This is a genomic window from Thermoactinomyces sp. FSL K6-2592 (assembly GCF_038006465.1).
GTDB lineage: Bacteria > Bacillota > Bacilli > Thermoactinomycetales > Thermoactinomycetaceae > Thermoactinomyces > Thermoactinomyces vulgaris.
On the sequence record NZ_JBBOVH010000004.1, the window covers coordinates 1 to 13579 of the forward strand.

Annotated in this window: 22 protein-coding genes; 9 read left to right on the top strand and 13 right to left on the bottom strand. The window is 40.7% G+C overall.

Annotated elements, in window-relative coordinates; genetic code table 11:
- Positions 1-215: 215 nt before the first annotated feature.
- Positions 216-683: a hypothetical protein gene (locus NYE37_RS13590; RefSeq protein WP_340712086.1), complete on the bottom strand. Its 468-nt coding sequence runs from the start codon at positions 681-683 to the stop codon at positions 216-218.
- A gap of 247 nt (positions 684-930) precedes the next feature.
- On the opposite strand from NYE37_RS13590, the gene NYE37_RS13595 reads away from it, so the two are divergent.
- Positions 931-1326, top strand: coding sequence for a helix-turn-helix domain-containing protein (locus NYE37_RS13595; protein ID WP_340712087.1), 396 nt, complete (start codon positions 931-933; stop codon positions 1324-1326).
- Positions 1327-1707: 381 nt separating this feature from the next.
- On the opposite strand, the gene NYE37_RS13600 is transcribed toward NYE37_RS13595, so the two are convergent.
- Positions 1708-1848 carry a hypothetical protein gene (locus tag NYE37_RS13600; protein WP_340712088.1) on the bottom strand — a complete coding sequence of 47 codons (141 nt, stop codon included), beginning with the start codon at positions 1846-1848 and terminating at the stop codon, positions 1708-1710.
- Between the two features lie 211 nt (positions 1849-2059).
- On the opposite strand from NYE37_RS13600, the gene NYE37_RS13605 reads away from it, so the two are divergent.
- The 7 genes from NYE37_RS13605 (at position 2060) to NYE37_RS13635 (ending at position 5518) form a co-directional block, all read left to right on the top strand.
- The gene (locus tag NYE37_RS13605) at positions 2060-2380 is read left to right on the top strand and encodes a hypothetical protein (protein WP_340712089.1); all 321 of its coding nucleotides are present in this window, start codon (positions 2060-2062) and stop codon (positions 2378-2380) included.
- On the top strand, positions 2377-2553 hold the full coding sequence (locus tag NYE37_RS13610; protein WP_340712090.1) for a hypothetical protein: 177 nt from the start codon (positions 2377-2379) through the stop codon (positions 2551-2553). Before NYE37_RS13605 ends, NYE37_RS13610 begins: the two co-directional genes overlap by 4 nt.
- Positions 2554-2736: 183 nt before the next feature.
- Positions 2737-2922: a hypothetical protein gene (locus NYE37_RS13615; RefSeq protein ID WP_340712091.1), complete on the top strand. Its 186-nt coding sequence runs from the start codon at positions 2737-2739 to the stop codon at positions 2920-2922.
- Positions 2923-2953: 31 nt separating this feature from the next.
- Positions 2954-3100 carry a hypothetical protein gene (locus NYE37_RS13620; RefSeq protein WP_340712092.1) on the top strand — a complete coding sequence of 49 codons (147 nt, stop codon included), beginning with the start codon at positions 2954-2956 and terminating at the stop codon, positions 3098-3100.
- A gap of 193 nt (positions 3101-3293) precedes the next feature.
- On the top strand, positions 3294-4151 hold the full coding sequence (locus NYE37_RS13625; RefSeq protein WP_340712093.1) for a tyrosine-type recombinase/integrase: 858 nt from the start codon (positions 3294-3296) through the stop codon (positions 4149-4151).
- 219 nt (positions 4152-4370) lie between these two features.
- Complete coding sequence (locus NYE37_RS13630) at positions 4371-4547, top strand: hypothetical protein (RefSeq protein WP_340712094.1); 177 nt, start codon at positions 4371-4373, stop codon at positions 4545-4547.
- Between the two features lie 149 nt (positions 4548-4696).
- On the top strand, positions 4697-5518 hold the full coding sequence (locus NYE37_RS13635) for a hypothetical protein (protein ID WP_340712095.1): 822 nt from the start codon (positions 4697-4699) through the stop codon (positions 5516-5518).
- 203 nt (positions 5519-5721) lie between these two features.
- Here NYE37_RS13635 and NYE37_RS13640 read toward each other — a convergent pair whose 3' ends face one another.
- The 6 genes from NYE37_RS13640 to NYE37_RS13665 form a co-directional block, all read right to left on the bottom strand.
- On the bottom strand, positions 5722-5922 hold the full coding sequence (locus NYE37_RS13640) for a hypothetical protein (protein WP_340712096.1): 201 nt from the start codon (positions 5920-5922) through the stop codon (positions 5722-5724).
- The gene (locus NYE37_RS13645) at positions 5919-6062 is read right to left on the bottom strand and encodes a hypothetical protein (RefSeq protein WP_340712097.1); all 144 of its coding nucleotides are present in this window, start codon (positions 6060-6062) and stop codon (positions 5919-5921) included. The genes NYE37_RS13640 and NYE37_RS13645 overlap by 4 nt, the downstream gene beginning before the upstream one ends.
- 259 nt (positions 6063-6321) lie before the next feature.
- Positions 6322-7548: a DNA cytosine methyltransferase gene (locus tag NYE37_RS13650; RefSeq protein ID WP_340712098.1), complete on the bottom strand. Its 1227-nt coding sequence runs from the start codon at positions 7546-7548 to the stop codon at positions 6322-6324.
- Between the two features lie 396 nt (positions 7549-7944).
- Positions 7945-8199 (bottom strand): hypothetical protein, encoded by a 255-nt coding sequence (locus tag NYE37_RS13655; protein WP_340712099.1) that lies wholly within the window; start codon positions 8197-8199, stop codon positions 7945-7947.
- A 473-nt stretch (positions 8200-8672) separates the two neighbouring features.
- Positions 8673-9137 (bottom strand): helix-turn-helix domain-containing protein, encoded by a 465-nt coding sequence (locus NYE37_RS13660; protein WP_340712100.1) that lies wholly within the window; start codon positions 9135-9137, stop codon positions 8673-8675.
- A gap of 5 nt (positions 9138-9142) precedes the next feature.
- The gene (locus NYE37_RS13665) at positions 9143-9691 is read right to left on the bottom strand and encodes a DUF6932 family protein (RefSeq protein WP_340712101.1); all 549 of its coding nucleotides are present in this window, start codon (positions 9689-9691) and stop codon (positions 9143-9145) included.
- Between the two features lie 162 nt (positions 9692-9853).
- Here NYE37_RS13665 and NYE37_RS13670 point away from each other — a divergent pair, with 162 nt between their 5' ends.
- Positions 9854-10351, top strand: coding sequence for an endonuclease domain-containing protein (locus NYE37_RS13670; protein ID WP_340712102.1), 498 nt, complete (start codon positions 9854-9856; stop codon positions 10349-10351).
- Positions 10352-10543: 192 nt separating this feature from the next.
- On the opposite strand, the gene NYE37_RS13675 is transcribed toward NYE37_RS13670, so the two are convergent.
- From NYE37_RS13675 to NYE37_RS13695, 5 genes are all read right to left on the bottom strand, one after another.
- A complete protein-coding gene (locus NYE37_RS13675; RefSeq protein WP_340712103.1) occupies positions 10544-10843 on the bottom strand; it encodes a hypothetical protein in 300 nt (99 codons plus the stop codon).
- Entirely contained in the window at positions 10830-11177 is a 348-nt protein-coding gene (locus tag NYE37_RS13680; protein ID WP_340712104.1) for a hypothetical protein, read from the bottom strand. The genes NYE37_RS13675 and NYE37_RS13680 overlap by 14 nt, the downstream gene beginning before the upstream one ends.
- A 14-nt stretch (positions 11178-11191) precedes the next feature.
- A complete protein-coding gene (locus NYE37_RS13685) occupies positions 11192-11893 on the bottom strand; it encodes a hypothetical protein (protein ID WP_340712105.1) in 702 nt (233 codons plus the stop codon).
- An 18-nt stretch (positions 11894-11911) separates the two neighbouring features.
- Positions 11912-12436 (bottom strand): hypothetical protein, encoded by a 525-nt coding sequence (locus tag NYE37_RS13690; RefSeq protein ID WP_340712106.1) that lies wholly within the window; start codon positions 12434-12436, stop codon positions 11912-11914.
- Positions 12437-13149: 713 nt separating this feature from the next.
- Positions 13150-13467: a helix-turn-helix domain-containing protein gene (locus NYE37_RS13695; RefSeq protein WP_340712107.1), complete on the bottom strand. Its 318-nt coding sequence runs from the start codon at positions 13465-13467 to the stop codon at positions 13150-13152.
- Between the last annotated feature and the right edge of the window lie 112 nt (positions 13468-13579).

Consider the following 13579-nt stretch of genomic DNA (forward strand, 5'->3'; position numbering starts at 1 on the left):
ATTATCGTAAGTATAATTAGGATAGAGACACAAAAATAATATCCCTCCAGCGGAGGGATAAAAACAAAGGAGTTGATTAAAAGTGTTTAAAATTAGGTTTAAAACGTATTATTGTCCGGTATGCCATGACACCGCAAGTTATCGAAAAACTTGCGAAAAATGTGGTAATGAATATCGGGAAAGGAAATAGAGAGCTTATATAAGCTCTCTATTTTTTATTTTACCATGATTTTTGGGTAAATCCAAAACGATTTTCCGTTTGACTTAGTCACTTTAACGGGTTCCGGACGAGTAGGGATATGAGTCCAAAGCCAATTGGCGATGGCGTAGACATCCTCTTTGTGACTGCTAAATGTATATCCGTGATAGTATATCCCTACTGAATCCTCAAAATTTCCCTCTTTGAACGAGCGGACAAAGTGTTCCACGGCCAGCGGAGGATAACCAAGAGTTAACCCAATGAGACGATGATGTTCCGCTGATCGAAATTCGATTCCTTGATATTGTTCAACAAACTGTGATTTTTGTTGTTCGTTTTGGAAAAACAAAACCAAATGATAAATATCATAATGAGGATAATCCATTGAAAGGAGGCTAATTACATATTCTCGGTCATCTTTGTCCCGTTTGCTGTAAAGGCAAGCTGGTTTCTTTTGAGATAAAAAAGCTACATATTCATTCAAAGGCATCACCTGTAAACAACAATGTTTTATGGTTTCTAATTTTTTGTAAAGAAACGTAGAATTCCTGTTATTCATTTCATTATAATACATGTATTAATGTCAGCTAGGAGGAAAGAGATATCGCTTAGTATTATCCGAATCGCTTATTGTACGAAAATACACAAAAGTAATATATAAGGCGTTTTATTGCACTTTTGTATTTAGGGTGCTATTATATATTAAAAATGTAAAAAAAGGAGGAGAAATAATGAGGAAACAACATAAAGATCCATTTTTAATTTCTTTTAGGCCCTTTCGGCAATGGGCCGCGAAGGATCCAAATATTAAACTGCCGAAGGATTTAATCTCGGCAGGACTGAATCCGCGAACAGCTAACAAAGTTCTAAATGATGAACAGGTCCACACGAGCACCATAGGCCGTGTGTGTCAGTTCTTTGGTTTAAAGGTGGAAGAAGTGATTGAATATATTCCACCGAAAAAATGGGCGGTTAATATCAAAGAAAACAAGGCCTATTTAGCCGAGGAATTTTTTGAACAGGGTTACTCGGAGGAAGAAATTCTCCAAAAGTTCAGTGCGGATTTAATAATCGAAGCTGCACTAGAAAATCAAGCATTGGAATTTGCGAAGGAGGAATATCAGTAGGACCCAACAAGATTTGGGTTCTTTTTATTTGCTGTTATAATTGATTACAAATAAAGAAACGGAGGATGTGTGTATCATGAAATCTTCTACTATAGCGGGTATTGGCCAATTATATTCAGGAGAACTTCCGAAAACGCTCGATTTACAGCTGGCTTGGATGATGTTTTTTCTTATTTCCTTGGCTTCGACAAAGATGTCTGCGTTTAATCAACATCCTTTTGTAATTCCCCATACTCTCCTTTTTAATCCTCTCCTTTTTTGGAGATTTGAGCTCTTATGCGATTACCGGGCATAAGAGCTCATTTTTTGTTAGTTGTCAAAAATGGAAACCACCTCAAATTCTTATGTGTATCATTTTTGATACATACGAAATCGGCGAATTCAGCTGGTTGTCAAAAATAACAACAACCCAAATTGTTCCGCTTCTTCTCCATCGTAGATACCTTGCGCATCTACAAGAGCTTGGATCCCATAATCAATAGGATAGGCAATTCTTTTTTTTATATCAATAGCGTACTTCATAGCCGTATCCTCCTTATTTGATCCTCTTTAAAGACATGTGCTAACTGCTATTATACAACATATCTCTTGTTCTCTCTCCTTTTCTTAGTACAAAAAATGCGACATATATTTATTTAATACATTTTATTGTGTTTTTATTTATTATAGTATTTACTTTCGGTATTTTGAGTATTATAATATAAATAAAATCTGAAAGGAAAGGTGATGAAACATGAACGAATACAAAATGGTTGTTTCTCAAAATGAAGATGGGGAACTATTCCTCTTATATGAGATTATTTTCAAAAATGAGAAACAACTACTCATGGTAAAAGAAAGAATAAAAGAAATCCACGAACTTTACAAAGAAAAAATGCAACCCTCGGAAGATTGGGTTGTAGATTTTAAAAAGAATGACGAGCTGACCTGGGACCCGGTTGTTACCAGAAGGGAGTTCGGAAAGTTCCTCGCATTCGAGGTGGATAATATATTTAATGATCTAGATAAATTTGAACCGGAGAAAAAAGCGAAGAAAGGAGGAAGAAATTTATGAGTTTACCAGAAGGATTCGAACAGTTGGAACTATTCAAACTATCTTCTAAAAAAACACAAAGGAGTGATCAAGATGGAAAACTTTTTGAAACTAAAAAAGATGTTAGGGGAGCCGATCCCCATGTATCTGGTCCCTCGGAAATATGGGGATTGGGGGTTGAGAAAAAGACCTGAAAAAGATCGTCGTTGTATAAAAGGGCTTTTCTTTCCACGAGCACGGGCTTGCGAAGCCCACCCGAAAACTGGATATTTCTTTCCAGAACCAGAAATGGAAGGGGATCGTTGGATTTATTTATATGAAGGACGTTGTCGACTCGGAAATAACATGAGATATCAGAATACGGAGGGATACTGAGTATGAAAAACTACGAAATATCTTATTATTATGCTTTAGCCATGTTGGAGGCCAGCCTAGATCCAAAGGCAGTCCAACAGATTGTGGCAAAAGCTCACATCAAAATGGACGAATTGAGCACGAATGAAGCCCGTGAGGAAGTTATTAAAAAAATGAAATCAGAAAAAACGGAGGGATACTGTTTATGATGATGATCTTCCGTTTTAAGGAGGTGGCAAAATGGAAGACATAATGGAAGACATTTTAATGGGCTTTGTTGTAGTAAATGTCTTAGCATTTGCATATGTTTTTGATAAATTTCTAGAGATGAAAAGAAAGATGAAAAGTAGCAAGAAATATACAAAGCAGGTTGGAGATAAAGAGTAGCGGAAATTGATCCGCTGCTCTTTTTTTATGGAAAAGTTGCTGATGAAATGAATTCTTGGTATCATATGATCATCACGAAGAAGCGTTTTTTCGCTTCTTTTTGTTCGCGATAGAACTTGCGTAAAATTTACCTTTTGCGCAATTTATACATAAATGGATAACGTAAAAAGCCAGTAAACAGGAGGGAATAAGCGTGAAAAAAAGTTGCGTAAAAATCACGGATGCTTTTTTTCGTCATCTTGAACAAGAGGGAGCGAGTTCAAAAACGATTCGAACGTACCGAAACATCCTTTCCTGTTTTGGAAAATTTCTGAATGAAAGCGATGGCGACATAGAAAAAGTCACCCGCCGGGATCTCATTCTCTATCTCCATCATCTGGAAGAGGAAGGAAGGAAACCGACGACCATCCAGAATCACTTTTCCTGTCTGTCTTCCTTCTTGCGGTTCCAGGGCAAAGGAGCGTTGATGAAAGGGATACGGCGGCCAGAGGTTAGACGTGTTCGCCACATTGCACCAAAGTCGCTGGATCGCAACGAACGAAACCGGGTCTTGCGGGAAGTTGAGCGAGACGGGAAACTACGAAACATTGCCATCGTGTATCTGCTTCTGTATACCGGACTTCGGGTATCGGAGCTTGTCGCACTCAATCAAGAAGATGTGACGATGGGGGAGCGATCCGGCAGCGTCCTGGTCCAGGAAGGGAAAGGGAATGTCTCAAGAAAAGTTCCCTTGCCTGTTGAAGCCCGTTATCACTTGAAGCGATACCTGGAGGAGCGGAAAGAAAAGGGAACCCTCGATCTTGCCCCTCTCTTTCTCTCGAACTACAAAAAACGGATCAGCGAGCGAAGCGTTCAGTACCTGCTCAAGGAAAACTACAACATTCATCCGCACATGCTTCGCCACACTTACGGCCGGGAGTTGGTCGCAAATGGAGTCGACATTGCCACGGTTGCGGAGCTCATGGGGCATGCAGACATCAACGTGACCCGGCGATATGCAAAGCCAACGGAGAGGGAATTGGAAGAAGCAGTGTCGAGGGTGTTTGGATAATCAAAAAAACCCCTTATAGACCCAGGTTAATCATTAGTTGAGAAAAAAGATGGCCTTAGAGGCGAAAATCAAACGCTTTCATTTTTGTAATAATTAAACTCCACCTTGATGGCCTTGTAGGTGAACTCATGGGACATGTGGATATCAATGTGACAACAAGTTAAGAAAGGACTTCTAGGTCTGAATAAAGAACAGACCACAATAAGGAGGTAAAAGGTGGTGGCATACTTGATTTGGGAGATTTATGAATGGATTATGACAAAGATCACAGGCAAAACCAGCTTGCAACGTCTTGAAGAGTTCTACATGCAATTTCCTCCCGTTCGCAAGAATTCCGCCGGGGATCGAAAAAAGGTTAAACCTCGGTTAATAGTAATCAAAGGAGGACGAAAATAAAAAACAAACGGTATCGTCTTTTTTATTATTAAATAGGAATTAGCAACACTGTGTCGAAAGTAAAAACAAAGCAAGGTGTGGGTTTTGTTTTGATCCTCCTTGTCAAAGCCCATATCTTGCTTTTTGATTTGAGAATGGAGGGATGTTGTATGAAGCTAAAGCAAAAGATTGATGAAGTTATGCAATATGCTTTTTATGCGGATCATGATGATGAAAGGATCCCGAAATGGATTCGAGATGAATATCAACGGAAAGAAAAACGATTAATGGAAGAAAGTGGACATTATAAAATCGATAACATTTGGGTGGACATTCATGTCGGCAGGATTGAAGACTTAAAAGAAGGACGCTTGGCGACAGTTTTGATTACGGATCCGGTTGGTGGGGGCTTTGCAAATTTTGTAGAGGATATATGTACCCAAGTCCGTAACAGTTTCTTCCCGAGCATCTTTAAAGATGAATGGATGTTAGAAGAAAAACATATCCGATGGATAGATGTACAAGGGAATGTGTTGGATTGGAATGGCTGGACAGATGATAAGTTGGTTTGGCATGAGAAAAGTCGGGCCTATTCATGGCCAAACACAGACTGGGAACGAATTCCGGAGGATGATTGGTGCTTTGTGGAGTGCCGCCAACATTTTAGAAGTAAAGCAAAAATTGCCCGCCAAGTGATTGATCAGGAAAGGGGATATCTTAGAAAAGATGCACCTGCCTGGGTAGTTGATATGTATCATGATGTTTTATATCATGCCTCATCTTATGACAGAAATTCAAAGTCTGTTCTAAAGGATATTTCATATGTGCTCCAGGACCTTTCTGAAAATCGAATGATTTCGGTGTATGGGGACTTAGAAAGAATCGTCTATAAGCATATATATCAGCAAAAGCCGATATACAAAAAAGACGAATATGTAACGGAATATGATATAGAAAAAGCGTTTGAAAGTATTAAGCAAAAAACAAAATAATCAAAGCCCCCTAGGTTTCTTAGGGGGGCTTTGAAGTGAAGCCGAAGATATCCTTCATTAATATTGGTCTTCCAGGACCTCAAGCCACCCGACATCTTCGGCGCATTCTCTGCATAACTGTGTACTACCTGAAGTGTACTCGGGCGGATTTTTCTTGCAATTGTCGCAAAGTTTTTTATCTTTCGGCATTGTAATCCCTCCTATCAACGACTTAATCCAAATCCCGTACTTGACGTGAGATCAAATTTGATCTCATAATCATCTCGAATCCTAAGCTGATTTCGTATATCTTTTTCAAGTTGTTTTTCGGCTTCTTCCCTGTCATGTGCCTTGCACATGACAGGGAAGTCATACACAACCTCTCCCTGCACAAGAATTTTCGCCTGACCGTTGAAAACTTTCATTTTAGTTCTTCCTCCTTTTTGATTTTTCCGAACCCGTTACACTTGTCGCAACGGCGGGGTTTATACACCCAGCTGTTGCGATGTTCTACAATCTGTAAAATCTTTTTGGACCCGTGACACCAGTCGCATTGTATCATCATGATAGACCAACTCCTTTGCGCGGGGGTTTGGTCGTTGCCCTTCCTTGGTGGCCAGACCGAGGGGGGCATTTCACTTTTTTTCGATGATTTCAGAATCCAAGGTTTCCAAGTCGAAGCAAACGACTTGATCATCATCGAATTGAACATTTTTTTCGCTTCGTCATCTTCGATCATAATCATTTCAAATCACCTCCTACGAGCTAGCTCTTCAGTGAGGGGAGCTCATCCCCGCCAGACAGGGAGGAAATCCCCGTTTCGCTTAACTATAACTAAATGAATACAGATTTGTGTTTGATATTCCTTTGACCCAGATAGGTTCACCTCCCATCAACCACTCGTTATTTTTCGCGGCCATCAGCGAGCGAAGAATAGTTTCTCCAATCGCTTTTGCCGCTTGAGGGGGGACGGCATTTCCAATTCGTTCCCGCCACCTCTTCTCGCTGTTTCCAGCGAGTTCCAAGGGTTTCCCGTAGATTGTTGTAGGGAACCCTTGGAGGGCGGCAAGTTCCAAGGTTGTAAGCGGTCTGTGCCATCCTCCTTGGAATCGTGGATCAGCAACCGCAGCCGTCCCCGAGTGGACATCTGCTGATCCGGTCACGGTGTTTGCGGCCTGATCCCATCGAAGCACCCCATATGTTCCGGAACGGGGTTTACAGCCCAGTTCCAACTCTGTCCCCTCCAGATCCCGCCAGTCCTTGCCCGGACGAATATGGGCAAGCCGCTCCCACGTTTTCTTTTGTAATCGTGGGAGCCGATGCATCTTTCCTCCAGCCGGATCGTCCGGCATTGGCAGGGAACCGATCACTTCCCCGATTGATCTTACCCGACGCACTGGCGGGTGATAAACAAAGGACGGAACTTTCTTTTCGTGGCGAGCGATCAGGAGGTATCGCTTCCGATGTTGCGCCAACCCTCCAATCACGCCGCAATCATGATACCCGTCTGAAACTGCGTATCCATACTGACGCAGAAGGCTTTTGATAAATTCTAGCAGATGCTTGCCGCGAGTTGTGATCCGAGGAACGTTTTCAAACAAAATCAGTGACGGCAAATCTTCCTCGAACGCTTCAAGTACTAACTGAACCCCGCGAATTGTCAAAAGATTCAACGCTTGATATTTTGGTGACTTAGCCTTGTTCTGGCCAAGTAATCCGCTGAACCCCTTGCATGGGCTTGATGTGAACACAATATCGGGATACTCACCTACTTCCTTCCAGAGATCGAATGGCGTCACTTCCTTCCAGTCTTCTGGAGGCTCCTCCCCATGAAAATCGATGTACTGCTGCCGACTGAACAAGTCCATCTGGATGGCTGGGGATCCGGTGATCCACTCAAAATCCTCACAGGCTTCGGGATCGCAATCGATCCCGGCCAGGGTTTCGATCGTTCCGGACACTCCGCGCCACTCGTCCCGTGCCTGTGCCTGCTGAAAACCAAGGGCTCCACCTCCAATTCCCGCGAACAAATATAAAGCTTTGAACTTCATTTCTCTTCCTCCCTCTCCATTCTCCGACCGCATCCACAAATGACGACAACAGCCGGTATGTCTATTTCGATTGACTTATCACATTTCAAACATCTATAGACAATGCCTTTTCTCTTTTGCCTACGCTTCGGTTTCGGTTTCTTCTCTGGCTCAGCGAATAGTTCTAGTTGTTGCGCTAACATTATTTTCGTACCTCCAAAGCCGTTGTTTATTACTATTATACAATAAGCGAAACGAATTTCAATGTATTTTGTATTATAGTATAAGTAAAATAAAAAAGTTTACTAAAGTAAAGGTGTATAAGAATATGTCATAGGATGAGTAATTGTTAACTTGCACGCTCAGGACAAACAAAACCGTCAAATCCATTACAGGATTTGACGGTTTTGTTATAGGCTAATCTTCCAGCAACTCAGCAAAAAGCTTGTCTATCTCATCTTTTAAGCGCTCACTAATCCGATAGTAGGTTGAGAAAAAACCGGCTTCTTCTAGTAAACCCATTTTTTCAAACCGTTCCAACAGATATTTGGCTTCTGCTTCGGTGAAACCTTTCTTTTCTAAGTGATGAGGATACAGATCTTTCTTATGATCCTCGCTTTCAGATAAACAGTATAGAGATAATAATGCATATTGTTCACGTTCTTTTTTCATCCTATCCAACCACCTTATCAACAGTCACTTCTTCTCTGATTGTATCTTCAGAGTATTCTTCATATACACCACTCGGTCGAAGTGTGTTTAGATCTAATCGGAACCCCATCCAATCCGGGTTATCCTTATTCACAGAAAAGAATATCAACTCTTTGGGTTTCACGAGGTAAGTTAGTTCACCCGAATATAGCTCTACACATTCTTTTTCTACGGCTGAAAGTTTGGCCCCAGTCAAGTCCAGTCCACCGCCGGAAGGAAAAAATTTCATTGCGCCGTTGGCGTATACGTGGATTCAAACATGTCTCTCCTTTCTGAAGTTGAAAGTCAAACTAGTATCTAATACTTATTTGAGTCTTTCAAGAAGATTTCGTCAAGAACTTAACTAGGGCCTTTCCAGTTATAAAGTTTGTGTTGCAAACGAGTCTAAGTAAAAGATCATGGCTATATCAATAAAAAAAGCCCTCTATTGAGAGCTAAATGGCTTTATAATGTGTTGCGGCCATCTCATCTTGCACGCTCGGGATAATGGTCAGCCTTTCGATTCCAAGTGCGGCTAAGATGCGATTCGCTTTGGCAATGCTGATTCCTTGGTACTCATTCCGCTCATTTTTGCTAATTTGTGGCTGAGAAACCCCTAGCCGTTTGGCCAATTCGCTTTGAGTGATTCCTTTCCAAATGCGAAGTTTGACGAGATGAGAGCCAAGTTCATGCATGGGCACGGTCTCATGATCAAATTCACCTCGCTTAACTCTTTCATATTCCTCCACTTCAAACTTCATTTGCTCATACATCGCACCTATCATAAATAAAGCCACTTGTATCGTTTTTTCATCAGCTCCTTTTACCTCTAATTCTCTGCGGGTTTGCTCCCGTTTTTGCTCCATGGCCTCGACTGCGGCCTTTTGTTTTTGATACTGTTCCTCCGATTTGATCTTCACAACCATCATCCTTTCAATCGAATTTTAACGATCCCTTTTTCGATTCCATTTTCATCGAAACGAAACAATTGATCGAACTTAATCCGTTCTCCATGCTCATTTTGCAAGGCATAGATCCCGAAGGTATTTGGGAATATTTCACAACGAAAGTGATGCCACATTTCCGACTTAAGCTCGCCTTGCGCATTGGGCCGTCGTTCCCACCAGTTCCACACCGGGGCCGGGGAAAGCGAGTTTAACTCATTCGCCAATTTCATGATCTCCTCAAAGGCTTGGTGACGATGATCCACCTCCAAATTCCATTCAAAATATCCATCGATATCTCCTGGTTTTTCCTTGTCCGTGCAAAAAGATCCATCCAGATAGACTGAATCAAATCCTAACCTCCAAAGAGGAGAAATCAGCACTTCCAAGTTACTTACAAGATATCTACGCCATGGCTCATTCCAAAGATAAACGGACTCATCTCCTTTCACCAAGATAGAATCTCTCAGTTCCTCAATGGTAAGCTCATACACTCCTGGAGGAAGATAACCAAATTCATTAAACCGCACTTCTTTATCTCCTTTCTTTATAATATCCGATTTTCCAATCAGATATAACTTCCAGGTTATACCCTTTAGATCCTTTTTATCGGTTCTTTTCTGGGATAGAAAATACTATAATTTATATTGAAATGTACTTTCGTGAATTTTCTAAATAGAAAGGTGTAGCGTATGAATAAAATCAAACCGATGATTACTCGTATCCGAAAAAGAAGATATCAAAAGATCGATTATGAGTTCTCTAAAACAAGATCCTTTTTCAGGGCTTTATTCACGGTTCTGGAGTGTTGGATATTGAACGAAAAAATTCAATGGGATTATCAGTATGCCAAAGCTCAAAGTCCGATTGAGCGCAGGCTCTACAATGCGTTAAAAAACAAGTACAAAGTTAAAACACAAGTTCCTTGCGGAAGGTACCGAATCGATATCGCTCTTCCACGATACCGGATCGCAATTGAAGCCGATGGCCGTCCGTATCACTCTTCTAAAAAGCAAAAAGCTCATGACCGAAAAAAAACTCAATATCTTCAAAAAAATGGTTGGAAAGTGTTGCGGTTCACAGGTTCGCAAATCAACGGAAAAAGCCTAAGGTATGTTCTCAGCATCATAGACCAAACTGTCAGTGAATCCAAACAATCCAAAACCTTCTGGAGATATTTAGGATATTGATGTTTTATCTTCATATCAGGACAAAAATGAAGTAAAACAGTCCAATGTGGATTTAGGAATTTTACATCTAAGGTATACTGTAGTATCATAAAGATAACAATAAACTCTGATCAGAATTATTTCCGATCCAAAGCCGATACACTGATCTCAAAGTTGAGATCCAAAGATTAAAGCCACCCAAAGGGTGGCTTTTCAGGTATAACAATGACTTTTTTGACCTCTACACTTCCGTTCAATCGTTAGTTTCTTGTCTTTCTCTTTGAGATCTATGAGCTCAGGTAGCTCTTGTATAAGGTCCTTGTCATCACCGTAGCGAACGAAAAGTTCATCCGCCACAGTGCATTCAGTGGGATTCTGACTGTTAACCGGAAAAGGAGCGGCCGCCAGCCAAATTTCAACCTCTTTATCTTTATATTTAAGCAGATAAGTCGTTTCATGCCATTCGAAATAGTCGAGTGTCTTTCGAAAAAACAACTTTTCAACAATGTTCAAAACCATTCTCTCCTCTCAAAAAAGCAAAGGGGTTTCTGTCTTGATACAAAATGACAGGTGGCTTCTGATACATGCTTGCGAGTTGGGGATGATCTAGAAGAACATTCAAAGTAAAAAGCGCATTCAGAAACCCTTCCTTTCTTTTCATAATCTCAGCAATAGTCACTCCATTGACATTGACCTCTTCAGAGATGGTTCGATCCTTCACCCATTGTTCTAAAACTCTCTGCAACTTAGGATGGATGCGTTCCAGTCGACTAATTACCACATCTATTTCATGGTCAGCCATCTCCTGTTGTTTTAAGATACTTTTTAGTTTCTTTTTATCAATCATCTTCATTCTCCTTTCTATCTTTCTTGCTCATCGCGGCCATCACGGTTTAGTTGTTCTCTTACAACAGAAGTAAGATTTTCTCGCTCATTCTGTGCATCTATGATGTTTCCAAGGAAGTCTTCAATAGCATAGACGAGTTTGGTCAGTTCAGCTTCTATTCTACGGTAATTGAGTTGGTATATATAAAGTTGAAACTGCTCATCCTTTCCAAGTTCCCTTTCCAACGTTTTATAGATCTCCTTGATCTCTTTTTCAGCATAGGAAAAAGCATCTTGCTCAAGGGGCTGGAGGAAGTATTCGTCATAAACCTTAGAGTAATAAGTATCCAAATTTTTCTTCCATAATTCAACTTCCTGTAGGTCCGGATGAAGTTGTTCATTTTTCATAGCATGATACTGATATGCGTGTCTCCCCGTATGAAGCACACCATCCACAGAGATACAATGAGATGAATGTGCCAATCTATACTCTTGATCGCTAGCAAGCCACAACTCGTCCCAATTGAATGTTTGTAGTAGTTTCTCATTGATCACCATTGTTTTTTCGTCATGTAGGACGACGAATTCATCATCTAAACTTGCCGGGACAACTTTACAGGCAGGCCGACCTTGTTTCTCGGCCTGATCAAATTCTAAAATCTGTAGTGCACCTAACTTCTCTTGAAAGTCGGCATGTTTCCATCTTGAAAAATGAAATAATTCATAATCATAATTCATATATATTCTCCTATCCATTCAGCTGTTAGCTGGAGGAGGATTTTGCTTTCTGTACTCTTTTAACAGGATCTCGTTGTTTTTGATCCTGCTATAGTTTTTAACCATATAATCGGCCAATTGCTCAGCCCATTCGCGCCAAGCAGTAGAGGAGTCTTTGGAAGCGTCAATGTGGCGCTTTGCCTGCTCTAAAACCAAAGCCAATTTTTTTATCTGAGCATCTTTTTCTTTGAGTTGCTTTTCCAGCTCTACAATTTTTTGATCCTTTTCCTTCATTCCCTTGTCCTTTTCTTCCACTTGATTGGACAAGGAATCAATAATCAGAGACTGATCTTCAACCCCACTTTGCTTTAACCACTTTTCCACCAATTCAGAGGCTGAATCGCGGAATTTATTAAGATCCCCTTCCTTTCCTCCGCTTTTAAAGAATTGATATTCCGATATGATTCCATTCAAAACATCATTATAAATACCCTTGATCAACAGCGGCCGGAGCGCTTTTAGCTCTCCAAAAATCTCCTCCAACAGCTCTCGCTCTCTTTCCATAGATGATCTCCTTCCGATAAAATGTATTTATTTATACTATAATATAAATTCATCGCATGATAAGAAGAAAGGAAATATTCAAAGAAAAGATAAGAAAAAATAATAATGCCCTCATCCGCGTCACTAGATGAGGGCAAAGAAAGGAAGGTAAATCTATTATCAATATAAAAGGAGGAGAAAAACATGTCAATGTCTACACGAAGATTATGGACCTCTTATCAAGGAGTTCAACTGGGGAGAGTTCTGTATTAGCAAAAGATGAAAGAAGCCACCCAAAGCGGGGGCTTCTGAACTGATGAGAGATCACATAGGTAGCGATAATATCGAATGTTCATCAAATTTATTCATATTATAATTTTTGATTAAAAACAATTCAACAACTAACTATTACAAACAAGAGCAAAAGATCCATACGGCTCCGTCTTGGCTTCGATTTCTCAGCCAGGACGGAGCCTTGATCCGCTTGCAAGGTAGTTTTGTGAACTTTTCCTTCGCTATCGCTCCAGAAAACTTCACAAACTCCACCTTGCATTCATTCTTTTGGGGCTGTTGCTGTCAAAGCGCCGACAGCCGCGAAGCAGGAAATCCGAACAAATCTCCGCTGTCGAAGCAACAGGATAACAGCCCAAAAGAAAGAACCGCTCATCTCTCTAACAATCCTTGGGGCCAGCCCCAAACCCCGGCCTCCAGACCACAAAGCAGGATCCCTTTTATCATTCTCCCGTTTCTTCTTCGTCTTCTTCGCAAACCAAAATATCAGAGATATCAACATCTAACACTGTACAGATTTTTGAGTACGTGTCCAAGAGCGGACCTTTTGACTTGTGGTTTACCATTTCATAGATGGCAGTGTAACGGAACCCCTTGTTGTAGTCGGGTTTTTCTCTGGGTTCCCCAGTATTGGGATCGACCCAGACATCGGGGTATTCCTCTTTGTATTCGTCTGTGATCATCCTGGCAAGTTGTCTTTGCCCAATCCCTCTTTCTTCCAAGATTTTATCCAGAGCTAATTTAACCTTTTTCCTTCGCATGCTTATCTCTCCTTATATAAATGTTGACACGAAATAAGTAACAATATATAATAATAATATACGTTACGTATAACGTAACAAAAAATAAACAAATAAACAAGAAGGAAGTGGT